Origin of the sequence: Rhodococcus sp. PAMC28707 (assembly GCF_004795915.1) — a bacterium.
Taxonomy (GTDB): Bacteria; Actinomycetota; Actinomycetes; order Mycobacteriales; family Mycobacteriaceae; genus Rhodococcoides.
In genome coordinates this window covers 3,875,102-3,900,690 of sequence record NZ_CP039253.1, presented here as the reverse complement: position 1 = coordinate 3,900,690, position 25,589 = coordinate 3,875,102, and the positions used below count along the sequence as shown (strand labels likewise).

Here is a 25,589-nt window from a genome sequence, read left to right as displayed (position 1 = left end):
GGTACGGGCGTTTGACACTTCGTAATGGCTAAAGCCGAGCGACCAAATGCGGAGCCGCAGCTCGCGTCCTGGACGTCGGAACACTGTCGGTAACGATGGCGGGGTTGCTCAGAGACCAATGTCGGTGACCGCATTTCCAACGAGGGGCGCATGCTCGCGGCGGTACACCTCGACCGAGTCGAGGCTCGCGTGGCCCGTCTGCCGGGCGATAGCGGACCCGTCGGCACCGTTGCGAGTTCCTTGGGTGACGAAACCAGCACGCAGGGAATGCCCACCCAGTTTGGTCAGCGCGGTGGGATCGAAGCCTGCGTGGCCAGCACGGCGGCGGATGGTCTGGTGAATCGCAGCTCCGGACAACGGAGTGACTCCAAGGTTTCCGTTCTTCGCGATAGCGCGAAACATCGGTGCTAGGGCGGCGGTGCGCGGGACTCCCCCGCGGCACACATGTGCCTCGAACGGTTCACCCTTGCTCAGCAGCCGGATAACAGAGGGGCGGCCGCGAGCGTCGAATGCTGCGATGACCTGGGCCCAGCGGACATACGCGCAGGGTGGGCAGGTCTGGTGGGATTCGGTGTACGGCAGTGCTTTCACCGCTCCCCTACCCTCCTGATCAGTCTTCGACTTCCGTAGCCGGATATGCAACCCGTCATGCCGGTGCACGCTGACGTCCCCGCAGACTAGGTCGGAGAGTTCACTGCGGCGGAAGGCACCGGCAAACCCGAGCAACAGAATCGCCGAATCGCGTCGCTCCAGCACCTCGTCAGCCCACCCTCGGCACTGCTCGCGCGCAGTCCGTACGAGAAGTTTGATGTCATCCACCAGCAACGGGTCTCGCGGGTTGCGGGGACGGTCCCCCGCGGCGGCATACTCCCGCCGGATCCCGGACAACGTGGCGGTCACGAGTTCGTGTGCAGACGGTGACAGATGCCCGGTGATCCGGTGCTGATAATTAATCGCCGCAATCCAGGTGCCGAAGGTGGCCACGGCGTAAGCCCGCTCCCCTTGCTCGGTGCAAGTGTCAGCGGCGTCGACGAGGTACGCGGCGACGGTGACCGGATGTGCCGGCAACGTCACGTGACCGTTCGTCTCGCACCAGGTGGAGAAGCGTCTCCATGCGGTGGAGTAGGTCTTGCGCGTTCCTTCGGAACGGGAAGACTGCACGGCGCTCGCGATCCGCTTCGCGACGGCCGGCGGGATCTCCGGCTCGACCGCCGCCGACAGACCGTTTCCGAGGATGCCCGGGGCAGTGCCCACCGCAGGTGTCCGGGCTGGTCGAAAGTCCATACACGCAGCCTAGCGCAGGCCACTGACACATCGGCAGCGTGAAACTGTGCTGAACAGGCGTTTCATCGTAGATGGTGCGGAAAATTCAATTTACGAGCCCAACTTCCAATCAAGCGAATATCGGGTTCCCGCGCGCCCAGCACCTCTTTGATCCGCCGGCCAGCCGCCGAACTTCCTGGATCAATGCAAGCCGAATACGCTCCGCCCCCGCGGGACTAAATAGCTACTTTATTTTCGCATCCGATCGAGCCCAGATCCGAACCTCGCGAAATCCCCGCCGGCGCCGCGAACACTTTCGAAGCGGACTCGAGCCGCCGAACCATCCACCGAATTCGACCCCGTGCTCGACTGAAAATAGCGGCCACCGCCTGGCATCGCGTAGGGCAAAGTGATGAGTAAGTGATGACCTACGGTCCAGTGCCGTATCCACGCCGTGCTTCCACAGCTGGCCGCACTACCAAAGAGCAGGTCAGAGGCAGATACGCATGCCATCGATCGCACTCGAATCCCGGACAAACGGTTCCGCGAGTCGAATCATCGTCGATGACGCGGACGCGGACCGCGACCTGGGGAAACATCGCCCAATTCACTCATCACTTTGCCTTCAAAGTGATGAGTAGACCTGACTCCCCTTGGCAAAAAGATGACCCCCAAACCTGCGTTTCCGCTGGTAAGGGGGTCATTCTTGTGCGCCATCAGGGATTCGAACCCCGGACCCGCTGTTAAAAGAGGTAACAATTCCAGTGGACCCACCAGAGTCCACCACACGCCAGCTGACCAGGTTGTTCGGCGAATCGAGAGACCACCAGTGTGCCGGTGAATCCACCCGAGTTCGACTCAAAGTGATGAGTAAAAGATGACCACTTTCGACTGTCTCCGGGTCCATCAACGTCCCCCTCGTCACCCCACCGTCCAAACGGACCGACATGGTCATTCGACTCCACCTCGTTTCAAAGTGACGACCTGAAACCTGGCTTGAGCGCTCACAATTGACGGTACAGGCAGACGCGCCCACCGCGTGCGTTCGTCGCCACTTCGGTAACATTCCGTCGAACACACAGCTGACCCCGGTGGTGCCCCACGTGCGGAAGGGGAACACTCCCGTGGGCGATGATGTGTGCCTACCTGGTAATCGAGCGGCCGTCAGGTTCGATACTGGTGTTGCGGATAAGCCGACGACGGCGCGGGAGCTGACCGGGACTTTCGCAGTTCGCGCATCGCCGGCTCAGGATCCCAACGTCACTGTTGTTCCCAAAGGCACCACACCGCTTTAGTCGCTGTGGTCTCTAGTGGGCACTTGCCTTCTGTCCTTCACGGTTGGCACTTCCCTTTGTATTTGTTCAGCCCCAAGCCGCCGTTGCGTTTCTTGCTTCGCCCGGTGGGTCCATCGGCGGGTGCGCGCACCCAGGTGCTGTTGACGTCGAGTCCCGGCATCTTTTCGCTTCCGATGCGGCTGTAGCGGGTCTCCCCGTCGACGGTGAGCACCCCGTTCTGCACGTCGATGTGGGCAACGGTGGCCCAGAACGAGTTCTTGCTGTTGCCGACGAACACGAGTATTTCGTCGGCGTCGGGGCCTGGAAGTCCGTCTTTTCCGGCTCGGCCGTACCGTATTGCGACGCGGGGTTTGCCGAACTTATCGAGGGCTCCTGCTCCGTTGTCGACGCTCTGGTAGATGTTGACCAGCAAGTCTCCGTTTTCGTGCGGGAGGACTCTGACCTGTTCAGCAGCGGGCCTATTGCCTCTGCCTGGTCCTCTGCTGTCGCCGTAGTGGTGGAGGTGAGGCCACTTCTTCAGGTTGCCCTGGTGTCCCCTGTCACCGCTGATGACGACGTAGTCGTTGGTGTCTTCGTTGCGGCAGAAGAAGTAGACATCCAAGTCGCCGGTTCCGAACTTCGTGACGTTTCCGTTGCGGTCGTAAGTTGTGCCTCGTCCGTCCCACTCGAGCCCGACGGTCAGTACCCAGCTGGGGTCGCCTTGGCTTTTTCGCAGATCGATCCTTGCGGTGCGGTTCAGGGAGTCTTTGGTCAGCGCAATCGTGACCTTGTCGAACGAGACAGGGGGTCCGGCCGCAGTATGCGGTTGTGTGACGGGAGCGCCCGGTGACGCTGAGGCTGCCATCGTTTTTCGTGCGGCTGTAAGTGCATTTTTGGCGGACGATAACACCGACTTGGCCGCGGCAGAGACCTGCTGCGATCCGATGGCACCGCCAGGCTGCGCCGGCAAGCCGGGAGGCGGCGCCACGCGGGGCACCTCTGAGGGTTGATCGATCGTGATGCCGTATTCGGTCGCGAGTTTCGCGAGACCTTGCGTATAGCCCTGTCCTATGGCGTCGAGTCACCAGCTTGATCCGCGTCGATACAACGCAATCGCTTGCAGGACCGTTTCCATTGTCAATCCAGCCGGGGTGAACGACAGTGTGCCGGCGGCTGAGGTTATGTGGACGGCCAGTCCGGAAACGGTACCGAAATGCGTGTTCTGCGCTTCGGTGCTGGCGGTGATCAGAATGCGATCCACCGATGAGGGAATCGCGGTCAGATCGGCTTCGATGGTGTCCCCGCTGATCAACGTACATCCTTGGACGTGCGGGTTATTGAAAAAGACGAAGTCGTTGTCCGACCGCACCTTGCCATCTGTCCCCAACAAAACGGCCGCCACATCGACGATTCCTTGCGGGCCTGTCGTGCTGACTCGAACTGTATAGCGACGCCGCCAGATCGGTCTTTGAACCTTTGCGTAGCTGCTCGCCGTCGTCGCCTGTGTGGTTCACGAAGCGGCCCCTTTCGATGGGTTCGGGGTTGGATGCTGTACTTAACGCTGAGAATGCTGCTAACCGCCGAAACCGAGGTAGACGTGCCAGCTGGCAGATCGGTCCGCGTCGACTCTCATTGAGAATTGAGCCGGCGATCTGAACATCGATGTGTGTTGGCCGGCTGCCGCATGGGTTGCCATTCTTATGTGTCGCAGGCAATACCATCGCGATCGCGGTCGAGATTGGTGCTGTATCCCGGTTCGCCCTTGTAGATGGGTGCCGCTCCGGCGGCCTTAACGGCCGTACAGTTCGCGTACGAGACTCTCGGCGCTGGCGCTGGCGCTGGCGCTGGCGCTGGCGCTGGCGCTGGCGCTGGCGCTGGCGCTGGCGCTGGCGCTGGCGCAGGCGCAGGCGCAGGCGCAGGCGCAGGCGCAGGCGCTGGGACCGGTGCTCGGGCGGGTGCTGGAGCGGGTGCCGGGACGGGCTCGACGTAGACGGATTCCGAAGTGACTGTTGATGGCAACGGCATTGCCGAAGGGCTCGAAGGCACGGTAGCCGTTGTGGGGCGCACGATTGTGGTGGTGGCAGTAACCGAGGTGGTAGAAGGCGTCGTCGGGGCGTCGACCGTATCGCCGGAGGAGCATCCGGCGGTGAGTGCAACGACAGCCAAAATCGCTGCGGCAGAGCCGGTGATGAAGCGGGATGGATTCATTGTTTTAGCAGCCTCTCCAAGTAGAGACCAGAAGGTCTTGTGCGGTGAGGCTAGTTCACGATTCGACTAAGCGAGCAGGTGACCCGCGGCTTGTCATTCGCTCGAATGACAAGCCGCATGGAAGAAGCCGCACCGCTCGTGATGAGTAGAAGATGACCAATTGCGCCCTGCTCGCAGTCCACCAACGTTTGGACAATCCTGGCGTGTCCCAGGTGAACGGGGCCACATTGTTTTAGAGTCTTGTTGCCCATGAGCTGGGCGGATAGACACCCCAGGGCTCTAACTTGTCAAGCGACACTGAGTTGTTGGGCGTCTCGGTGTCCCCAGGCGGTGTGCTCGTCATAGTTGCTGTGATGTCGTAGGCAACCGTGGAGGATGCCGACGAGCCTGTTGCCGAGTGCCCGTAGCGCTTGGTGGTGGAGGTTGCCCGCAGCACGATATCTATCGTAGTAAGCGCGAGCGCCTGGGCTCTGGCTGAGTGCACAGAATGCCCATTGGTCAATCGCGTCGTAGAGGCGTCGATTCCGAACGTGACGAGCGAGAACGGCGCGTTTCTTGCCGGATGCGACGGTCAGGGGTGACGTGCCGGCGTAGTTTTTGCGAGACTTGGCCGTGGTGTATCGGTTGGGATCGTCTCCGAATTCACCGAGCACCCGGGCGCCGAGGATGACACCGAGTCCTGGCAGGGAGAGGTAGATGTCGGCGTCCGGGTGTGTTCTAAAATGTGTTGAGAGAACTGCTTCGAGGTCAGTTATTTGTCGGTTCAATTCCGCTATCAACGCGACCGCCGATCGGGTAGTTGCGGCGAACGCTGCTGCGACGGGCGGTGGCGCAGCCAGTTGGTCTTTACGTAGCGATACGCGAATTTGCTGGGCTCTTGAATCTACATTGCGCTGTCGCCCAGCTTTTTTCAGTATCGAGCGTATAGACGAGGTGCTGAGATGTTCGGCTTCGGCGGGTGAAGCGGCGCGCGCGAGCACTGCGACTGCGTCGCGGTCATGGAGGCATTCGAATACATCCAGAGCACTCGGGTAATACTCGAGCAACGCCGAGCGCAATGCGTTGGTCTGGCGATTGCGGGACCAGATCAGATTTTGGTGACCACGGGCCAGCACTTTGACCGCCTCGGCATCCGCGGTATCGCCGGCGACGGTGCGATGATTGTGGCGGTCGGTGCGAACTAGGTCTGCTAGCAGTTTCGCGTCTCCGGCATCGGATTTCGCTCCGGATACATGGTGCCGGTCACGATAGCGTGCGGCGGCGAGCGGGTTGATGGCGTAGATCGTGTATCCGCCTGCGAGCAGCGCAGCTACCCACAACCCTCGGTCGGTTTCTATCCCGATGACGACATCGGCTGGCGTGGGGGCGTGCGCGGCCACGACGTCGTGGAATGCCGCGATACCTGCCAACCCTTCAGGTAGTCGGCGCGTGGCCAGGCGCTTACCGTCGGTGTTCATTACGTGGATATCGTGGTGCTCTTCGGCCCAGTCGTCTCCTACGAAAATCATGTTGCATTCCTCTCCTCGCACGCGTTCGGTCATTGCTCGGTGAGCCTTCGAGGGATCCGGACTGCGACCTAATGGATCAGTGCTCAGTGCGGCACGACACCCCATCAGCGTTCTGTGGAACCCTCACCGACTGGTGGGTGCACGATCTATCCTCAGGAGTCGACGTTCACTCCCGGACGATGAAGTGCTCACCCACCAGCGGCTCAGTGATCAGCATTCTCCGACAGGACTGCGCGGTGACGAAGACTCGCCGATCGAGTCCCATTAGGACGATGGAGAACATGGCTGGACGGAAACGGAACTCCGCCGAGGACATCGTGCGCAAGCTGCGGCGCGCCGACGAGCTCACTGCTGCGGGCAAGACGCAGGAGGAGATCGCGGCAGAACTCGAAGTGTCGGCGGCGACGTTGTACAACTGGCGTCGCCAGTACGGCGGGATGGACACCGACGCGACGAAGGAGCTCAAGGAGCTTCGCGAGCAGAACAGCCGGCTCAAGCGCCTGCTGGCAGACGCCGAGCTGGAGAAGGACTCGCTGCGGTCGACGGGTCCCGCGAAAGGCACCGTGTGGGCCAGGAAAATTCAGGGTCAGACCGCCTCGCCATTAGGTTGTTGATATTATTACTGGAAAATTTTGAGCCCAGCTGCCAAGCGTCGCGCTGTCGACATGCTCGTGACCACGATGAACATGTCGAAACGATTGGCGTGCAAAGCAGTTGGGCTCGCCCGATCCACCTACGCCCGGACTCCGATCGCGCAGACACCCGCCGACCCTGACATCACACTCAGAGCCGAACTCCGCAAATATGCAGGCACGCATCCAGTGCACGGGTTTCGACGCGACTGGGCGCATCTGAGGCACGACAAGGGCATGACGGTGAACAAGAAGAAGGTCCACCAACTGTGGAAGGAAGAGGGTCTGCAGGTTCGGATCTACCATCCCCGCAAACGCGCCGGCGTCAGTTCGTGCCCGCAGATCGAATCCGATGCACCGAAAGTGGTGTGGGCTATGGATTTCCAGTTCGACTCGACCGTCGATGGAAAGGCCATCAAGATTGCGTCGATGATCGACGAACACACCAGACTGTCGGTGCTCAACATCGTGGAGCGCTCGATCACCGCGCAGCGGCTGACCGAGGAGTTGGGTAAGGCGTTCGCGCTGCGGGGAGGGCCGCCTCAAGTGCTGCGAATGGACAACGGACCGGAGTTTATTTCCTCTGTGCTGCAACAGTTCTTCCGGGACAGGATCGGTATCGCCTACATCCCGCCGGGGACACCATGGAACAACGGCCACATCGAATCCTTCAACAACCGACTACGAAAGGAATGCCTCAACCGCAATCACTGGACCAGCCTGCTCGAAGCGAGGGTCGTGATCGAAGACTTCAAAGACGACCACAATAATCGGCACCGGCACTCGTCCCTGGGTACCCGACACCCGCCGAGTACGCTGCCCAATGCGCCCACACGCACCAACCCGTGGGCTGCGAGATCGACTGTCATCAATCACACCGTGGCTCTAGAACGCGGTGGTCCGACTATCGGGGACCTGCCAGTCATGCACATGCCGACGGCGCGGCGCTTGGCGGCCGGGCTCAGAGGTTCTCCTTGCGACCTCCCCGCAGCGCGTCCTTCTCCAGGTCGACCTTGGCGAGCAGTCGCCCCTGCGGCACACGCCTATCGAACGATTCGCACGTCCGCAGGAATCGGATCACCGAGGGCCGACCGCCGACGTCAAAGGCGGCGACCTGCACCCCCCGCACGTGCGCGCAGGGCGGACAGCTCTCGTGCGACTCGGTGTAGGACAGAGCTTTCACTGGTCCCCTCCTTCACGGGCGGCGACAACTCCGAAGGCGTCACTGCTTTCGGCACGTACACGATCGCTGTAACCGACGAATTGACGGGAACTGTCGGACAGAAATCGTTTACAGTGATGGCAGGCTTACCGGGATCCAACACAACTGCGGCGTCGTCGGAATGGCTCGTGGTAGACCTATCCGTTCCAGCATCGGCCTGCCGGCTTCGCGGAGGCGTCGACGATTGCAGGTCGAACCTAGTGATCCCGGAACCTTTAAACATCCCGGCCATTCGTAAGTACAATCGAAAGCTGTTGGCCTCGACGAAAGTGCGTGACGTTGACGATCGATAGCACTGTGCCGGACTTCGCAGACCGCCTTGCTGCGTAGGGATCTGCGCGTTTCACCGAGCTACGCCCCGGCCAGAGTCAAGTTCTCAGCGCATACGCCGCAGAACACCTGGCCACGTCGGATCTGGCAATTGAAATGGCCACCGGCGAGGGCAAGACACTAGTTGCTCTGCTGATCGCCGACTACGCGCTTGATCAAGGCCGGACTGCCGCCTATCTGGCCGGAACGCGTCAACTCGCGGAACGGGTCAAAGCGGAGGCGGAGGAGCTTGGGTTGGAGGTGGCTCTTTTCGCGAGCAAGTCCTACGGCGCGACCGCGCTCGACGACTACCACCAGGGCCAGGTCGTCGGCGTGATGAACTACTGGGTCTATTTCAACTCCAGCCCGGTGCCCAAGCCCGCCGACCTTGTCATATTTGACGACGCTCACCTCGCCGAACAACCGTTGAGCTCCATGCAGACGTTTCGCATCCCAGACGAGAGTGGCGAGGCCAGGACGCTCTATCGGACGATCTGCGGCTTCTTGATCGCCCATACGTCGTCCTACCCGGGCCTCCACGCTATGCAGGACGGAACAGCGCGACCCGGCACTCCTCCGGAACTACTGTCCTTCAAGGACTGGAAAGTCCTTGAGGAACGTATCCGCAACGCCATCGAAGCATCGCCTTATGTCAAGGCCAACGAGACCAAATATGTATGGCCCACCATCCGGGACCACCTCGGACATTGCGGGGTACTGATCGGGCCGTCCGGGATCGAGATTCGCCCCTATCATCCACCGACAACCCTCAATAGATGGTATGTAAGCGCCAAGCAGCGGATTTATATGTCTGCAACCCTTGGCACCATGGACGACCTGCAGCGACGAGTGGGTGCCCATCGAATTGTGGCCCTGTCGACCGCCTCCCCATTGCATGCGGGATCCACTGGTGAGCGTCTGTTCGTACTCAACCCCGGCCCAGAAGAAGCTTTCGGTCCGAACACACTTGCCTGGGCGCTCGAACAGTCGACGCATGCTGGCGGCAGAACAGCGTGGCTGTGCTCGAGCCACGCCGAAGCCGACGCCCTGCAAACCAAGTTGACGGCGGAAGGGCTCAGCGTATTCAGGCTCAAGCCCGGTGACGACTCGATGTTCGACATTTGGACTCATGCCCCTTTGGGCCATCTCATCGCCGCCGGCCGCTACGACGGTCTCGATCTCGCGGGCGAACTTTGCAAGCTCGTCATCATCACATCCGTACCCCAAGCCAGCAGCGAATTCGAGCGATTCGTAGTCGCATATCTGGGCGACGCCAGCTTCATGCGCCACCGCGTCGGCCAGCGTGTGACACAGGCCCTCGGTCGCGCGAACCGCGAGCCTTCGGACCGCTCGATGTACTTAGGCCTGGACCCACTGTTTGCTCGAGTGCTGGCCGATCCGGTTGTTCGACAATCTATCCCCGCGGGCACTCAAGATACCGTCAAGGGCGCACTGGCGATCTACGACACTGACTGGGCTGGTACGCGGGCTACCTGCGACACGTTCTGGGCCGCAGGTTCAACGACCCCGTCACCATCAGGGCCAGCGACTGCGCCACCTCGTCGGCGACGACCCGGAAAGAAGACTGGCGGCAGCAGCACGGTTTCGAGTGCTGATCTCGAAGTGACCGCTGTCGCCGACATGTGGATCAGCAACCACACAGCGGCGGCACAACACGCACGGGAAGCATCGGACAAGCTCGCGGCCGCAGGCGAAACCGAGCATGCCGCGTTCTGGCGGTACGTCGAAGCCCACGCCCACTTCACTGGCGGGACACCCAAAGACTTCGCAGCGGCCCGCGACGCGCTGCAGGATGTCACCCGCAATGGACCGCGGACCACATGGTTCCAAAGGCTTCGTCGCACGATTTCGGACCTCGATGGTTACACGGATCCCGCCGATGACACGGACCGATTGTTCCTCCTGTGGGATGAGTGGCGCAGGGAGGCCGGCCCCCGGCTGGGGAAGGAGCTATCTGCCGGACGTGTGCTGTTGGCAGGAACACATGACGAGCAGTGTGGGGGGCTGCTTGTGCTCGCCCGTCTCGCCGGTGCCAGCAGTGAACGACCACCAGATAAGGAACAGAGCGCCACAGACTGTCGATGGACTTGGTCGACCACCAAGCGGTCTGAACGCCGCGCCTGGGAGGTCAAAACAGTGCTGGCCGGTGACCCACCCCCCTTGATTCGTGGGGACGTCAATCAGCTGCTTGGGCAGATACAGGTCGAGAAGACTCGCGCACCCAAAACCCGTGTCTACGGCTGTCTGTTGACTCCCGCTACGGAGGTGAAGAAGGACGCGCAAGAAGCTGCACGGGACAGCGTCGCGCTGATCAACCACAAGGCAGCGCTGCACCTGTACGACCTTCTTGCCGAACGAATACAGCAGTACGACGCGCTCTGTGGAGACAACAGCGCAGCGTCTCGTGGAGAAGCCCGTACGCGGGTGGAGGCTCGGCTACCAGACGGACGTTGGCTCGGTGAGCTTCTGAGCCCGACGCACGGGAAGCTGCACACGAAGGCCGATCTAGACCATCTTTTCCCGCACTAAACGACATTGACGATTTTGCGATTGCGAGAACTTGTCTACGCCGTAGACACAGCGGCCGCCGAGTGTCCACATTCGCCAACATCTAGACAGACCGTCCGCCAGCCGTGTTGGCCAGATCGTGTCATCGGCGTTCCCGGGGGTAGCGGCAATTATGGTGCGCAACTGCTCTACCGAGATGTCCAGAGAGTTCTCACCGCACGTGGTGACCGCGTGATCGATCAATCGGGCACGCACTCCATATCCGAAGTTCGGATCGTGATGCCGTCACTCGCTTCGAAAGGTCGGCCGATCTCACGACCGATGCACCGGGTGACGCGCGTCAGAACGGGAAGATCAGATCAACGAAGTCGTAGGGCTGGCTCCACAGCTTTTCGTAGTGCCCGAGCAGTTCGTCGAGCTGCGGGTCGATCTTCGGCGACCGGTAAACCGCCCGGCCGGACTTCCAGCTCCAAGACTTCTCATTGTCAGCATCGTGGGTGTAGATATCCCACACGACCACGACAGCATGCACACGCGAGGTATTGCGAAAGAAGGACTCGAACAGCCCGGCCGCCTCTGCCTTATAAGCAGGTTCGTTGACCCACGTCTGCGGCACTTTGAAGAAGATGGAGCCCAGTCCATTGGCCGGCAACTGCTTACGTGCATGCCGAATCGTGTTGAGTAAGCCATTTTGCGTGTATGGGCCGTCATCGTGTTTGGTTTTGACTTCGATCGACCATTTGACATTGGGTATATGGAGCCAGACGTCGATGTCGTAGTCGTCTCCCTTGACGTTGCGTTCTTCGCGTAAATCAATCAGTACCGGAAGGGCAAGTAGTAGCTGGACTACGTCGGCCTCGAAGGCTGCGCCTTCAAGGTCTCGCCGCGAGACGTTTGCGCATAGGCGGTCGTAGAACTCCTCGTCTGCGAAGGCGAAGAGCCGCCGAGCGAGCTCGCGTAGTCGTAGGTAGTGCTGCGCCAACGTCAGTATTTCAGGATCGCTGTCCCGGCGGAGATACTTGGCTCCCATGCCGGGCTTCTCCTCGGCATGAAACTCTGCGTTGGCCGCGACCCAGGTATCGCCGAGATGCTCCACGATCACGAGCATGAACAAGTGAATATCTTGGGTGAACCGAGATGTGTTCGGAAGCGCCTCTCCGACATCGCGCCGAAGCTGATCTATTACCAGACACCGCTCGTTCCACCGCTGCATATTGGCCGCCTGCTCGTCCGACGTGCTGTTGCGCGGTAACGGGCGGTCAGTGCTCTCGTCGTTCATCGGAGTCCCTCCTTCGGTACGACTGCGTATAAAGACATCGAACCTTAAATACGTTCTGGCCGTGCATAATCGATCCGCCTTACGGACACTCAAGCGTTCGAGGGCCGGATCTACAAGCTCGCCCAGTCTCCGTCCGCCGTTCTCTTCCAGGACTGTTCGTGCTTCGGCGGTTCCGTCGGGGCGGTTGTTCTGTACAAGTCATACATCACGACCTCGGGAAACGCTGCGGCAAGCTGGCGCGCGTTCGTCTCGCTCGTCGAGCGGACGGCTACGGGCGGCGTACCTGCAGCCTCTGGCCCTGCGGTGAAGAGCCGTGCCACTGCCAAGGAAGGCAACCATCGGCCGCCCATCGCCGCAACCGGATCATGCGGGAAGTCCATAGCTCTCGCGTAGCCTGCTCGCCATCGCTCAACGACGTGCGCCAGCGATGGCTGTGCGACAACGCAGCTAGAGGTCAGATTTGCTCAAAACCAGATTGCTCGAGCTTGAGGGTAGATGCATTTTCCTGCACCGTTCGTCGCTTAGTCTCATCCGTCGATGAGATTGCTGATGATCTGGTAGTTGTTCATGAGCATGGCAGGAACACCTTCCTGAGGATGCCATGGTGGTTCTCCTGTTCAGGGTTGTGTGTTAGCGAGGAATTGCCGTGCTTCGGATTCGAACCGCTCTCCTGCGAAGTCTTCGGTTCTCGCTCAAGCGTGTACGGGTACCTGGATCGAGGTGAGGTGCTTCAGATTCGCGAGTATTCCTGTGGCCCTGGTCAGCGACCAGGGCCGTCGCCGAGCATCCAGGTAGTCTCGTCGAGGTCTGCGCTGTTCAAGGTGATGGTGGTGTTGTGCTGCTCCGGATCCGCGAACTCGATGCCCGTGACGATGAACTGGTCGGGGGTGATCTCTTCGAGAAAAGACACGGCCAGGAGCGCTTCTGCGATCTCGTCAGTGGTTTCTCCGAGATCGATGGGATAGGCCTGCAGCAGGTCTGCGGGTCGTTCAGCCGGCATTACCAGCAAGGTCAGCCCGGCGCGATCGAAGGTGGTCACAGTCATGATGTTTCTCCTGCTCAGAGGGTGGGCTGCTCGGACTTCCTGTTGCTTCGAAGTTGTTCCGATGTTGGCTCCGCCAACTGGCGCAGGGCTCTGGTGAGAGAAAAAACGAACCCGCACCTGCCGGGGAGGCAGAGTGCGGGTTCTGTGGTGGTCAGCGTCGCAGGCGGCTACCCGAGCCCTCAGTGAGTGGTCACTCGCTTGGTGAGAATGGGGAGACCGGGGCCTGCAAGATCGACGAGTCCCGGCTCTCGTCCGACGAGGACCATCAGGAGCGCTTCTGCGGGGCCGGTCACCTCGGATCCAGCTCCGTGGCTCCAGTCGACGTCGGTCGCGACAAGTCGAAGGCACCGCATGTTGGAGGGCGCATGCAGAGAGTGCGCGCGCGGCGCAAAGTTCAGGGTCGCGACCAGCCGCTGCGCGGGGACTGTGCGTGGATGGTCCAAGGCCCGGCGGATGTCTTGCTGGTGGACGAGCGCATTAGTTAGAGCGACGGCGCGGCCGAACATCGTGGTGAGTCCCCGCGGAACCGTATGAGTGCGCAGCCGCGCGATCAGTTGCGCGGTACTGAGCGGGCGGGCGGGCGTCGTCGACGCCAGCCTGATTACAGCGCGTCAGTGAGAATCTCGAGCGCGCGAACACCGCGAACAGTGCCGGCCAACTGAGCACGTCGAAGCTCGAAACGTGTGCGACCACGTCTCGAACCGTCCATCCGGAACATAGTGACTGCTGCTCCCATTCGTCCTCGGTCAACGTGTCAAGGTAGTCAGCCAGATCACGGCGTTCGGCCGCCGCCAGATCGATGAGGTCGGTCACGATCGCTGAGGCTACTTGAGCGCGCCTCGAAGTTGCGGACCGCTACCCGGTCGTGAACCGCGCATCGATCCCGGCCGGGCCAGAAACGGAAGAACCCGCACTCTGCCGGGGAGGGCGGAGTGCGGGTTCTGTGGTGGTCAGCGGTCGTGTGATTGGCAGGCATCCACGGCGTTACTCGCAGGCGATGCCGTCACCGTCGCGGTCGAGCTTGGAGCTGTATCCGGGTTGTCCGGCCCGGATAGGGGCGGCACCGGCTGCACGAACGGCGCTGCAATTCTGGTAGTACACGCTCGAAGGTGCAGGTGCCTCGACCAGCGGTGCTGGTGCCACCGGAGCGGGTGCTGGGGCTGGCGCTATGGGAGCAGGAGCAGGTGCTACCGGAGCAGGTGCTACCGGAGCAGGTGCGGGTGCCGGTGCGATGGGTTCCGCAACGGGCGCGGGCGCCGCGACTGGAACCGCGCCGCCGCAGTCTCCGAGGACGCGGGTGATCGCATCATGCTCGGGCTGAGTGACCCACAGTCCGTAAGCGGCCTTCACCTCAACCTGCCGAGCAACATAGGTGCACCGGTATGCGGTGTTGCTGGGGAGCCAGGTCGCGGCGTCGCCGTCGCTCTTCTGCTGGTTCGCCGGGCCGTCGACGGCCTGCAGGTTGCGCGGGTCGTTCGCCAGGTTCGCCCGCGTGGCCGGGTCGAGTTGCTGCGCACCGGTCTGCCACGCATTGCTCAGTGCGACCATGTGGTCGATTTGCACAGCGCTGGAGGTGTCGGTGCCGCGGACGAAGCTGATGGTGGTTGCGGTGTACGTATCGGCCAGGGTGCCGGTTTGTACCGCGCATCCGTTGGACCCCGGCTTCACGGTGATCGCGGTGAGATCTCGCCGCAAAATATCGTTTCTCGTATCGCAGCCATTGCGCCCACCTTCGACCGTGACATCGTCGGTCCACGCCTGCCCGAACATCTCTCGGTCGTACCCGGTCTTCGGGGCTCGCCCCTTGATCGGCAACGTTGCCAGCAGTGTGAGTGCAGCATTGGCACCATCTGCGTTCTCGACCGCCAACGCAGCCGGTACGGGTGCGAGCATCGACTCGGGTGTAGTCGCGGCGGAGCTCGGAGCCACGGGCGATGTTGTAGCGATGGCAGCTTTCGAGGTGCTGGTCGTCGTGGCGGATGCTGCCGCTACGGCCGCCTCCTGCGCGGCGGTGTCCCTCGACCCCGTCGGATCCACCACACCGATGATCAGCAAGCCGGACACGACCGCGCCGGTGATCCACGGCCACTTCCGCCGCCCCTTCGATGCGGGTGGCGTCGGCGGTGGGTAATCGAAATCAGACACAGGTTCTCCCCCAATAGGTAAAAACGTTGACAAGCGAGGTCGGTCGATACCGTATCGGGCGCTGATGACGACCGTTACGTCCCGGCTTATCCCGTTCAGCGTCTATCGCCAGTTCAACGAGACTGACGGCGTCGGCGTTGGCTCGATCGGGTTCAGTACCTGCTGGTACAGGGTGTTGCCGTGGTGGTCGAGAACCACCAGTTCGGCGGATTGCTGTGCGTCGAGCACGGCTTCGGCGAGGGTGACTTGCACTGCAGCGGCGCAGCGGGTGACTGCATCCTCGACGGTCCCGCTCAGATCTCCGGCGCAGTTTAATCTGGCCAATGCAGTCCGGTGGGCGGGTATTTTTGCGACCGCCCCCTCTTGTCAGTCCAAGGTCGAACTAGGTCGATTCGCGTCCCCAGTTCCAGCCGGGCAACGACTCCAGTTTCGCTGATCGCTCGACGGGCATCTTTTCTTTCCCTCGCCACTGTTCTCGAACCCAGCCGCCGAGTTTGACTCCCTGCTCGATGTGACCGTCTGGGGGTTTTATGTGACCTTCGCGGTCGTCGTACCGTGCGAGTAATTCGAACTTCTGGCTCCAGACTTGGTCGGCTTTGGTGCCCCAGAACCATCCGGGGATGACCACCAGCTGCGCTTGTCTTTCGGCGCTGAGCCTCGTGTGTTCGCGGCGACGGAGTCTGGCCCATTGCCCTAGCTTCAAACCGTCCACAATTAAGTCGACGGGAACACTGGTGTGCCCCTCCCTTTGCGCGTACGAGCGCAGCAGCTCGAGGTGTTGCGTCGACCGGTTGAACCTGGTCAGTACACGGCGATTGCGTTCGGGCAGCGTTTGGCGCAGGAGGGCATCGCGGCATCGATCGGAACGGTCGGCGATTGCCTGTTGACCGGCTAATCCACCCAATTGTTACCGCGAATCGACACGCCGACTACAAGAACGAGCTCGTCGACAACGGTCCTCGTTACCCCGGCGCCGCAGAATTGTCGTTGGCCACCGCACAGTGGGTCGCGTTCTACAACCGCGAACGCCCCCACAGCTACTGCCATGACCTCACACCCGACCACGCCGAGCAACTCCACTACGATCGGACGCGCATCCTCAGTCCGGAGGAGGCACTCACACAGTGAGCCCTCCGGAAATGCCGGGACGGATCAACGCGTCGACGACCCACTTCATAACCACCACGGTTCCTGCGCCAACGCATTCGATGAGGGGGCCGTTGCTCGGCGCCGTGATCAACGGCAATCCGTTGCCGCGAATGTGGTTAGCTATGGGCGTCAGCGACACCGATCGGTGTCGCTGACAGCGACTTCGAGTGCCCGTCCAACGATGAGACACGGCCATATTTCTTGTTGCCTCGGCTGTACCCGGACAGCCAATCTTCCTATCATCCGCTTTGGATGACCGACATTGTTAGACCGGTTGGCTTGAGAGAAATGGTTTCGTTGACCCGCAGCTCGTACTCAGGCTTGGGCTCGAACTTGCATTTGCTCACAATCAACGCCAGCGCAACAAGTATCTCGTGATAGGCGAACTGCCTCCCGATGCAGGCTCGGATCCCAGTTCCAAAGGGCTTGTATAGATTCTGGAGATCGGCCGGTCTGCGGTCACGCGACCATCTGTCGGGGTTGAACTCATCCGCGTCCTCACCCCACGCCTTGTCTCGATGCAGCTGCAGCAAGACCACAAACACCCACTCCCCTCCTTCGAAGGGATGCTGCCCAACCGTCGTATCGTTGCGGGCCTTGCGGTAATAGCCAGGTGCAACGGGCCACAGACGCAGAGTCTCGTCGACCACTCGTCGGAGATACCGCAGCTTTCCGACGTGCTCGAACGTTAATTCACCTTCGGAGCAGACATTTTCGACCTCACCCCGAACTTTGTCGGCGACATCCGGATTGATCGAGAGGTAGTGAAGCGCGAACGCCAACACCCCCGCTGAAGTTTCTTGGCCGGCCACCAGGAACGTGAGGATCTGGTTACGGATATTTCTATCCGACAACGGTTCCCCAGACTCCGGATCGACCTTGTTCAACATCAAGTCGAGCAAGTCCCCCTCGGATCCGCGGCTACGACCGGCCCGTCGAGCCGCAACGATGTCGTCGACGAGTCGGTGGATTGTTCTCACATCGTCCCGGTGCTGGTCGCGCTCGGACCGGAAAACAGTTGCCTCCACCAGTGGGTGTGAGTACGCCGCGCGGTTGATATACCGCATCGAACGAAGTATTCGTACTACCAGGTCGTGCGGCTCTGTTTGAGCAAACGAATCGAACTCGTAACCGAAAGCGACTCGACCGATGATCTCCAGCGCAAGCTTGTTCATGTCAGCTGGGATGTCGAACCAGGTGCCGGGGCGCTGGTCATCCCAGTAACGCAACAAGTTTCGGGTCGATTGAGTCATCGCATCGTGATATGTGCGCATCGCCGACTGTGTGAATGCCGGTGCCAGTATCGCGTGTGCTTTTGCCCAGTTCTCTTCCGAGTTGTGCGCGGTGAACAACCCATCTCCAGCGATGGACCGCAGATCTCGAATGGGCACGCCCAAAAACTTGGCCCAAGTCGCCTCGTCGTTGACTTCGGCAACAAGATCGGGTCCCGACACGTAGGTCACGCGGGCGCCGAGGATCTTGCGCTCGTATATAGGGCCATACTTCTGCGCACCACGCATACCCCACTGGCTCGAATCGGTGACATGCAAGTCCCACAGGTCGCCGAGGATGGGGATCCGGTGGGGCGGATGCGGCAAAATCCGATCGCGCGCCCGGAGGGCTCTCGAATCGGTAACAGTCATTGGTTCTCCCCCATTGATATATCTACTCCTCTGCGTTCAACCGTGCGTGAGCTTAGGGCTTGGCAGGCTCAAGCGGCCAGTGTGTCGCCAGCGATTCCAGGACGCTGATCTCGTCTGCAAGATGCGTCGCCGAACGTATTGGAAATGAACGGAACTGGCCAGGAAGAGCGCCTGACCGCCTCATTTCAGCAGACTCTGCGATAGCGGACGCCAATCGGGATTCGATATCGGAGCCTGCTGATTGATAACAGTTGAATCGTCCAAGGACGCTGAGAGCGTCTCGGATCTCGACGCTCCTGCGATGGGTCCGTTGGCGTGGATTGGAATTCAGTCCTGATTGTCTCAGCAGCACCTCCGGACAAGCGCTGGTGAGGTCAGCCCACATCGGAAGTAATCCGTTGTACGCCCGAGACCATTTGTCGAGACCAGCCAATTCCATCAACCGATGCACAAGAGGAACCGCTGTGTATCCCGCGCCAAGCAGCAAGATGAAAATCAAGTTGTTCTCGTTGGCCGCAACCCGCCATTGCACGAAAGTCTGAGCGAGCCCCAATCCCGCAGCCATCCCACTGATCGCTATGGACACCGACTCCTCGACACCCCATAGCGACAGGAGCGCAAGCGCCACGATCATGACAACATACCGGCGCGGCAAACCACCGTGCCGAAGTTCTCTTATGGCGACACTCAAATATAGCGATGCCATCGCAGCAGTCCACGCCGAAAAAAGTCCGAAATAGACAATCGTTTCCCACCCCGGCGTGACGTCGATGTATTGCCCGGTTGCTCTCGAACGAGTGCCGACCACGAGGAGCGCTACCGCAGACAGGGCTGCCAGAAAAAGGATTCGACGATTCCAGGATTCACTCCGGTTACCGACCACCCAACGCGCGCCCATCACCACCAGGGGAACCATTGCAAGCATCAGCATGACGGTACTTATCTGACGGACCAGGGGAACATCGATGGTTCCCGACATTCGGAGTGCGATCTGCTCTTGAACTGCGCGCTCACGCAACAAACCTGACAATAGTAGAAAGGTTACTGCTGTCGTCACACGTCGAGAGGAGCGAGCGTTCCCAGCGAGGACTGCACGTCCAGCAATGACCAACGCCGCGAAGACGAGGATGGGGTACGCGATCAACGCCGATACTGACGACGTCACTGCCGGCCCCAGAAGTCCGTCATGACGCTGGATCGACGAAACGGCGACACCGCGGACGCCATGACAAGATCAGCAAAAAGCTCCGCTTCGCTCTCCTGTGCATCATCGAAGTTACTGCGTGCCATGACGAACTTCAGGGCAGTCAGATCGATGTCCGGTAGCAATTCCGCAAGCGCTCCGAATGCCACTCCTTGCGCGTGATGGTCGAGAACCATGTGCCCAACCTCGTGCATGATGGCTTGGTCGATTTGATACTCGGATGATGCTGCGTCGTAAACGATTTCGTCCCGGTCTTCGAAGGCGACCCACAACCCGCATGGAAGGCTGCGAAGAGCAGTCGATTCGACCGGGGCCAAACTGATCGATCGGCAGCGAAATACGCCGACGGCAGTGACAAATTTGTGGCGGTCCCAAGGCGTGGGTACCAGCTCACGAATCGCGCGCGACGTGAGTATGACGCGCTGCGTTGATTCTTCCACTCGGTAATCCCCTCCCCGCAGAGGTGTTTTGTGTCAATCATTATGCCTGACTTGCCGGTCCATGTTCTCGCAGTTGTTTCAACAGCTCAGTCAACTCCTGTCTGTCGATGATTTCGTGTTCGCTTCGCAACCTGACATCTTTCACTCGGCCCTCTACCAGTTCCACAACAAGTGCCAGCTGTGCGTGTATGGCCACCGCTCGCTGATCGGATGTGAGGTAATCGAAATTGGTGTCGCCAGGGAAGACGTCGGCAACCGCCTTGAGCGCCGAGCCTTGAGGTCGCGACTCACCGGTCCGCCACTGTTCGACGTCGACGGCGCTCGCCAAGACTCCCAACCGTTGCAGATTACGAGCAACTTCTGCGTAGTGACGCTCGCAACCATCCGGAGCCAGCCACACACGAAATAGCATGTCTAAGCGAGCATCCAGCGGCGGTAGCGTCGAACCGTCTGACGTCACTGTGCATCCCCCTCGAAACGCTGTTCAAAGCGAGACCGAGTGTCGTCCGACAGCTCTTGGTCACGGCCCGCAAGCCATCTTCTATACGCGCGCTCTTCCCGCTCCATCGAATCGTCAGAGTCGTTGGGTTCATCGAGCAGATGCCCGAAGACTGCAAAAATCGGTGACAGGGAACCGTGTTCGCGTTTGTTCGCTTCGAACAATCCGGTTACATATTCGCCGTAAACAGGATGCAGAGCGGCAGCCAGTCTGTCGGAGAGCTGTTCGAGCTCAGGGATATCCCGACGATCGGTGGACACCGCTTCGAGGCTCTGGGAGACACTCAGAAGCTCGATAAGAACGGGAATGCCGACCGAGACAACATCCGGGCCGCTCGCTGCTCTCCCTATGGCTTCCACGCGCAGAGCGCGCGGTTTGCCACCGTCCAAGACCTCGGCTGCGCTTCCAGGCTCCCAGTTCAGCCCAATATCGAGTTTGCTCAAAGTCGTAGCTGACACCGTGCGCTCGGTTTTGGCTTCGAGGTCTCTCAGGGTAGGCACCGACGGCCCTCCTCGCTTATGCACCTCCGGCCGACTAAGGCCTAACTCGGTGCGGCGCTTCCACACACTCTGAGCTAACCGTCCAGGACCGTCCACGGCATCACCATAGGCGCATTCGTCCAACACAGCAATAAAAAGAAGATTCAACTAATTGCCAACGGAAATACAGCCCGATATCGATTGAAACTTGCCTTAATCTTCTTTTTTCTTCTTTTCTTTGCTAGCTTTGCTCGAAGCGATGAGAAACCACGACCCGTTGGGGGTATCGGAGTGACCACGAAGCGGCAATCGAACCTGATGGCGCGATGAGCAGACCCTCGAACTCAGGTACGCGCGACCACAGCGTCTCAGCGGTGCGCACTCCGAGTTTCTGCCAGGACCGAATCACAAACAAAAGACTTGGAACGACCCGCTCGTGCGACCGCGAACCACACCACGCCGGTCCACATCAACACCTCGGCGATGGCGGCACCGTGCTGGCCGAGTGGGTCGCTCCGAACGTTCATGCAGTCGCGCAGACGTGAGGGTCCGGGCGACAGTCCCGGTCTGCTTTGACAGGGCGGGCCTATCAGGCCACCCCCTCCACTCCCTCCACTGCCTCTTATCCGAGCAGTACCAAGACTCTTCGGTTATTGAGCTATCCCAGAACAACCGGTTGCCAGAAAGACTGCTTCGCAATCGAATTCACCAGAACGGCCCCTCAAACGGGTCGCACCAGGAAGGGATCGACACGATGACAACGAATCCAGAACCCGCACGGCACCGCTCACACAAAACCCGGGACCGGATTATCAAGGCTCTTCCGGCGGTAGCAGCGGTGACGATCGCCAGCCTGACGGTTGCCGGGCCCGCCAACGCTGCACCGTCGCAACCCGGAGTGACAAGCCCGCAGGGTTCGCAACCTGGAGTGACCACCACGCCCGCACCCGTGACGCCGGCACCGGTGGTCACCGAAGGGCCGAAGTACTTGCCCGGCTACACACCGCTCTACGACTACTCCGAGTCACGGACTGTCCACGACTACAACGCGGGCCGCCAGCAACCCTCCTACGACACCGCCCCGGCAATCTACGAGAACGCCCCAGCCCCGGTCCAGGGCCTAGGCCAGGACGGCGGCAGCGAAACCCCTGGTCCTGCATCGGAACCGGAGCCTGCGCCTGCCCCGACGATCAAGCGGACGAAGATCGTGCCGATCGAAACGCCGGAGAACACCGTTCTGGTCGGAGCGAATCCCGTCCCGTACGACCCGGCCGTCGTCGATCCGACACTCGCCCGTCAGGTCAGCGACACCCTGCAAGCCGTTCAGGCAGACGGCGGAAACTTCCTCGTCGATCAAGGTCTGGCCGATGCGCCGCGTGCGGATCGCATCGCCGCCGGCACGGCCGCCGGTGCCATCGGGGGCGCTACCGCAGGGTTGCTGGCCGGCCTCGCACCTGCCGCAGTGATCACCGGAACCGGCACAGCAATCGGATTGGCTATCGGCGCTACCGCCGCAGTACCGGTCATCCCCGTTGCACCGCAGGTTTACGTGTTCATCCCCGGTGCGGGAGCTGTCGCCGGAGCAGGAGTCGGTGCAGCGTTGTCCGCACCGATCGTGCTGGCCACCACCGCAATCGGCGCAGTCACCGGCGGTGTACTCGGCGCCGCCGCTGCAGGCGGCGAAGCAACGGTGATCGAAGAACCCGCACCGCAGGCGCCACCGACTCTCGAAGCACCACCATCCGGACCTGATGCCGATCAACTCCCGGCGATCCCGGCACCGCTCACCCTCGACGCCCCGACTCTCCTCGCTCAGGCGAACACGGCGGCCGAAAGCGCCGCACCGATCATCGAGCGCGCTGACGCCGATTCGTCGGTCTGGACCGAACCGGCCTACGAAGCGGTTCAGGGATTCACCTCCACCGTCCTCGAACAGCCCACCGTCGCGGACACGGTCACTGCGGTGAACACCGCCGCCGCACCTGTACTCGACCAGGCCAACGCCGCCCTCGCAGACCTGCAGGCGAACCTTCTGCCCGCGTAAAAGTCACGTCCCGCCAGAACACATGTGCCAGGAAAGGACCCAGCCAGATGTCGCGACGCTCCATGGCATCCCCGATCGCCCCCGCTACCGGCCCCAGCCGGTCGGGGATGCCATCGGGCACACCCCGATCAACGACCGGCCGCTCCCGTCGCCGACGACCCAAGCTTCTCTTCGCCTACCTCGCCGTCGGCGCCCTACTGACCGGCGCCCTCGTCGCCGCGTTCTCCGGCGACGACTCCCCGACAGCGGGTTCAACTACGGCGACAGCATCGACAACCGGATCGGCACCGACAACGACCGCGGCCCCTGCCGGACCTGATTGCTCAATGCCGATTGGTAATCAGGACAGCGGAACCGGAGCCATCGCAGCGTTCGAGCACGCCTACTACGTGCAGCGCTCCGGCGCAGCCGCTCACGCCCTGATCTCCCCCGAAGCGCCGCCGACAGCACCGTTCACCGTCGTCGCGAATCTCGATGCCGGTATCGCCACCGTCGCCGCCGGTACGACGTACTGCCTCGATATCGACCCACTCCGGCCGGGTGTCTTCACCCTCACCCTCACCGAAAGCGGCCCGAACGGCCCGGGGGTGCAGTACCGCCAACGCATCACCACCACCACCGTCGACGGCCGTTACGTCATCGCCTCCATCGACCCTGCCTGAACCCCGCCAGTAGCCCCGAACTGCGAGAACACCGCCACCCGGCGCGGTGAGCAGCCCGAAGAAAGGAACACCAGAGACATGACCAGCGCATCGCTCGAATGGGATCAGGCAGCCGCCGCAGTCCAAGAAGCACAGGAGCAGTTGCGCGCCGCCGACACCACTGCATTGCGCTCATGGGCGGAAGCGGCGGGGCTGTTCACACGGTCGATGTGGCCGAAGATCAAACGAGAGCTCTACAAACAGCTCGACCGCGACTACGACGCGCTGCGCACCCAAGAATCCGAACAGGTCACCGACGAAGTCGCCGAAGCCGCAGCCTCCGCGCCGCTCATCAAGCTCTACGCCGCAGGCGACGAACGCGGGAGCTTCGCAGTCGTCGGGGACGGCGAAGAAACAGCCTGGTACGGAACATTCCACGCCAAGGACGCCATCTTCCGCCGCGGTGACCAAGTCTCCGCCGACGACTCCGCCGCAGGCAAGGCCGCGTTCCTCGCCGGCAAACTACGCGAGGAACTGGGCGTCCCCGCGATCCGCCTGATCCTTCATATCTCCAACCCCGACGTCGACGGCGCCCGCATCGCAGCCGTCGCCGCCAAGCACGGCGTCCACCTCGCAGAACTCGACATCACCGACGAGAACCCCGCCTCAGTGTGGTGCGAGGTCCCAGGACATCGCGCCTGGCAGGAGATCCGGCTCACCGATCTACTCGTCGACGAGGGCACGGAGGTGCAGTGATGACCTCCCGCGAACCGCACCGCGACGACGACCACATCGATACCGCGAACGAAGTGGTCGACCCAGTCGCGAGCTACGACGCCGAATCGGCGGTGAACCTGCGCAATCAGCGTCTACGCCGCCCCGGAGCTGCCAACCCGGCCGACAACGAGAGCGCCCATTCCGACCTCACACCCGACCCCTACGGCGTCGGGCAGGACGCACTGGCGGCGATCGAGGCTCCCGATGTAGATCCCGAAACGCTCTACCGCGCAAAGATGTTCGAGCGCCGGGAAGAGGATCTGACCGCAGAACCCGCAGCGTGGGGACTGCGCGGGCGGCTCAACGCAGCTCTCGGGGCGAAGATGCGCCCCAAGCACCTCTCCGCCGAAGTCCGATTTCGTCAGTCGGTCAGCGTTGTGCAACAGCCACTTTCAGGATGCTCGGTGGTGTCGGTGATCAACCCGAAAGGTGGATCCGGCAACACCATCACCTCAGTCATGCTCGGTGCCACCTTCGGGAAACATCGTGGTCAGGGTGTCACGGTATGGGATGCGTGCGAATCCACCGGAAGCCTCGGTGACCGCGCCGCGCGGACCACCGACCCGGAATTGACGGTGTGGGATCTCCTCGCCCACGCCGGTGAGCTGGCGTCATCCTCGGCGGTGTCCGGTTCACTGAACTCCTTCCTGCGCCGCCAGCCGACGATGGAAGACATTCTGGCCTCGGACAATTCGACAACCCAGTCCCGCAGCATCGGTTGGGATGAATGCGCCGCAGTGATGGCCGTGCTCCGTCGGCACCGGGATCTGATCATCGTCGACACCGGTAACAATCCCCTCGCTGATAACTGGCAGTGGGCGGTCCAACATTCCGACGCACTGGTGGTGCCGTTGCCGCTGCGAATGGACATGGCCAAGCAGGTCTATCAGATGCTCGACGGCATCGCGGCCCGCGGCTACGGCCACTTGCTGGCCTCCACGGTCGTGGTGACCTGCATGACACCGGATTCCTCACCGGAACTGTCGGCGATGATCTACGACGATCTCCGCGATCTCGGCGTGCTGGAGGGGAACTTCGTCGAAGCGCCGTACGAGCCTGCACTCGCTCGCGGGGACCGGATCAACTACAAGGAATTGCCCGCCTCGACGATCGAGGCGTACACCAACGTCACCGCCCTGGTCGCGGACACGCTCGGTGCCGCGCGGCGTCAGGCAGCCTTCGAATACAGCGATTCCTTCGCCCCCGAGCCGGTGTATCGGCATCCCGAAAACGACCTCCCGCAGCTCTCGCAGTGGGAACGTCGCCGCGGCCGCCGCGGCGCCTGACCGACTTCACCCC

General features: G+C 61.5%; 24 protein-coding genes and 2 pseudogenes. 8 read left to right on the top strand and 18 right to left on the bottom strand.

The window, feature by feature from the left end:
* Positions 1–108: 108 nt before the first annotated feature.
* The 4 genes from E5720_RS17710 to E5720_RS22150 all read right to left on the bottom strand — a co-directional run bounded on the left by E5720_RS17710 (position 109) and on the right by E5720_RS22150 (position 4,562).
* Positions 109–1,284: a site-specific integrase gene (locus E5720_RS17710; protein WP_136171732.1), complete on the bottom strand. Its 1,176-nt coding sequence runs from the start codon at positions 1,282–1,284 to the stop codon at positions 109–111.
* A gap of 1,311 nt (positions 1,285–2,595) precedes the next feature.
* Positions 2,596–3,525, bottom strand: coding sequence for a hypothetical protein (locus E5720_RS22160; RefSeq protein WP_247596032.1), 930 nt, complete (start codon positions 3,523–3,525; stop codon positions 2,596–2,598).
* Positions 3,526–3,618: 93 nt separating this feature from the next.
* Entirely contained in the window at positions 3,619–3,939 is a 321-nt protein-coding gene (locus tag E5720_RS22155) for a TerD family protein (protein ID WP_247596031.1), read from the bottom strand.
* Positions 3,940–4,235: 296 nt separating this feature from the next.
* A complete protein-coding gene (locus E5720_RS22150; protein WP_247596347.1) occupies positions 4,236–4,562 on the bottom strand; it encodes an excalibur calcium-binding domain-containing protein in 327 nt (108 codons plus the stop codon).
* On the opposite strand from E5720_RS22150, the gene E5720_RS22145 reads away from it, so the two are divergent.
* The gene (locus tag E5720_RS22145) at positions 4,540–4,815 is read left to right on the top strand and encodes a hypothetical protein (protein WP_247596373.1); all 276 of its coding nucleotides are present in this window, start codon (positions 4,540–4,542) and stop codon (positions 4,813–4,815) included. The two genes, E5720_RS22150 and E5720_RS22145, sit on opposite strands and share 23 nt — an antisense overlap.
* A 217-nt stretch (positions 4,816–5,032) precedes the next feature.
* Here E5720_RS22145 and E5720_RS17695 read toward each other — a convergent pair whose 3' ends face one another.
* A complete protein-coding gene (locus E5720_RS17695; RefSeq protein ID WP_136171730.1) occupies positions 5,033–6,253 on the bottom strand; it encodes an IS110 family transposase in 1,221 nt (406 codons plus the stop codon).
* 272 nt (positions 6,254–6,525) lie between these two features.
* On the opposite strand from E5720_RS17695, the pseudogene E5720_RS17690 reads away from it, so the two are divergent.
* Positions 6,526–7,727, top strand: a pseudogene (locus tag E5720_RS17690) (IS3 family transposase); the annotation flags it as partial.
* A 779-nt stretch (positions 7,728–8,506) separates the two neighbouring features.
* Positions 8,507–10,966, top strand: coding sequence for a DEAD/DEAH box helicase (locus E5720_RS17680; protein ID WP_247596346.1), 2,460 nt, complete (start codon positions 8,507–8,509; stop codon positions 10,964–10,966).
* 319 nt (positions 10,967–11,285) lie between these two features.
* Here E5720_RS17680 and E5720_RS17675 read toward each other — a convergent pair whose 3' ends face one another.
* The 8 genes from E5720_RS17675 to E5720_RS17645 all read right to left on the bottom strand — a co-directional run bounded on the left by E5720_RS17675 (position 11,286) and on the right by E5720_RS17645 (position 16,318).
* Positions 11,286–12,224, bottom strand: coding sequence for a hypothetical protein (locus tag E5720_RS17675; RefSeq protein WP_136171728.1), 939 nt, complete (start codon positions 12,222–12,224; stop codon positions 11,286–11,288).
* 110 nt (positions 12,225–12,334) lie between these two features.
* On the bottom strand, positions 12,335–12,604 hold the full coding sequence (locus E5720_RS17670; RefSeq protein ID WP_136171727.1) for a hypothetical protein: 270 nt from the start codon (positions 12,602–12,604) through the stop codon (positions 12,335–12,337).
* 380 nt (positions 12,605–12,984) lie between these two features.
* Entirely contained in the window at positions 12,985–13,269 is a 285-nt protein-coding gene (locus E5720_RS17665; protein WP_136171726.1) for a hypothetical protein, read from the bottom strand.
* A 179-nt stretch (positions 13,270–13,448) separates the two neighbouring features.
* Positions 13,449–13,712 carry a hypothetical protein gene (locus E5720_RS22135; RefSeq protein ID WP_247596030.1) on the bottom strand — a complete coding sequence of 88 codons (264 nt, stop codon included), beginning with the start codon at positions 13,710–13,712 and terminating at the stop codon, positions 13,449–13,451.
* A 34-nt stretch (positions 13,713–13,746) separates the two neighbouring features.
* Positions 13,747–14,082, bottom strand: a complete 336-nt coding sequence (locus E5720_RS22130) for a maleylpyruvate isomerase N-terminal domain-containing protein (protein ID WP_247596029.1) — start codon at positions 14,080–14,082, stop codon at positions 13,747–13,749.
* A 171-nt stretch (positions 14,083–14,253) separates the two neighbouring features.
* Entirely contained in the window at positions 14,254–15,414 is a 1,161-nt protein-coding gene (locus E5720_RS17655; protein WP_136171725.1) for a DUF1524 domain-containing protein, read from the bottom strand.
* 102 nt (positions 15,415–15,516) lie between these two features.
* Positions 15,517–15,738 (bottom strand): hypothetical protein, encoded by a 222-nt coding sequence (locus tag E5720_RS17650; protein WP_136171724.1) that lies wholly within the window; start codon positions 15,736–15,738, stop codon positions 15,517–15,519.
* A 58-nt stretch (positions 15,739–15,796) separates the two neighbouring features.
* Positions 15,797–16,318 (bottom strand): helicase associated domain-containing protein, encoded by a 522-nt coding sequence (locus E5720_RS17645; protein WP_136171723.1) that lies wholly within the window; start codon positions 16,316–16,318, stop codon positions 15,797–15,799.
* A 10-nt stretch (positions 16,319–16,328) separates the two neighbouring features.
* Between E5720_RS17645 and E5720_RS22125 the strand changes: the two are divergent.
* Positions 16,329–16,458 (top strand): annotated as a pseudogene (locus E5720_RS22125) (integrase core domain-containing protein); the annotation flags it as partial.
* Positions 16,459–16,802: 344 nt separating this feature from the next.
* On the opposite strand, the gene E5720_RS17635 reads toward E5720_RS22125, so the two are convergent.
* The 5 genes from E5720_RS17635 to E5720_RS17615 all read right to left on the bottom strand — a co-directional run bounded on the left by E5720_RS17635 (position 16,803) and on the right by E5720_RS17615 (position 20,849).
* Complete coding sequence (locus tag E5720_RS17635) at positions 16,803–18,206, bottom strand: cytochrome P450 (RefSeq protein WP_136171722.1); 1,404 nt, start codon at positions 18,204–18,206, stop codon at positions 16,803–16,805.
* 52 nt (positions 18,207–18,258) lie between these two features.
* Positions 18,259–19,371: a DUF6545 domain-containing protein gene (locus E5720_RS17630; RefSeq protein WP_136171721.1), complete on the bottom strand. Its 1,113-nt coding sequence runs from the start codon at positions 19,369–19,371 to the stop codon at positions 18,259–18,261.
* The gene (locus E5720_RS22120; RefSeq protein ID WP_247596028.1) at positions 19,368–19,586 is read right to left on the bottom strand and encodes a hypothetical protein; all 219 of its coding nucleotides are present in this window, start codon (positions 19,584–19,586) and stop codon (positions 19,368–19,370) included. The genes E5720_RS17630 and E5720_RS22120 overlap by 4 nt, the downstream gene beginning before the upstream one ends.
* A gap of 304 nt (positions 19,587–19,890) precedes the next feature.
* Complete coding sequence (locus E5720_RS17620) at positions 19,891–20,250, bottom strand: hypothetical protein (protein WP_136171720.1); 360 nt, start codon at positions 20,248–20,250, stop codon at positions 19,891–19,893.
* 56 nt (positions 20,251–20,306) lie between these two features.
* Positions 20,307–20,849, bottom strand: a complete 543-nt coding sequence (locus E5720_RS17615; RefSeq protein WP_136171719.1) for a hypothetical protein — start codon at positions 20,847–20,849, stop codon at positions 20,307–20,309.
* 733 nt (positions 20,850–21,582) lie between these two features.
* Between E5720_RS17615 and E5720_RS17610 the strand changes: the two genes are divergently transcribed.
* From E5720_RS17610 to E5720_RS17595, 4 genes are all read left to right on the top strand, one after another.
* The gene (locus E5720_RS17610) at positions 21,583–22,872 is read left to right on the top strand and encodes a hypothetical protein (RefSeq protein WP_247596027.1); all 1,290 of its coding nucleotides are present in this window, start codon (positions 21,583–21,585) and stop codon (positions 22,870–22,872) included.
* A gap of 47 nt (positions 22,873–22,919) precedes the next feature.
* Positions 22,920–23,534, top strand: a complete 615-nt coding sequence (locus E5720_RS17605) for a hypothetical protein (protein WP_247596026.1) — start codon at positions 22,920–22,922, stop codon at positions 23,532–23,534.
* Positions 23,535–23,612: 78 nt separating this feature from the next.
* The gene (locus E5720_RS17600) at positions 23,613–24,269 is read left to right on the top strand and encodes a hypothetical protein (RefSeq protein WP_136171718.1); all 657 of its coding nucleotides are present in this window, start codon (positions 23,613–23,615) and stop codon (positions 24,267–24,269) included.
* Positions 24,269–25,576, top strand: coding sequence for a ParA family protein (locus E5720_RS17595; protein WP_136171717.1), 1,308 nt, complete (start codon positions 24,269–24,271; stop codon positions 25,574–25,576). Before E5720_RS17600 ends, E5720_RS17595 begins: the two co-directional genes overlap by 1 nt.
* Positions 25,577–25,589 lie beyond the last annotated feature (13 nt).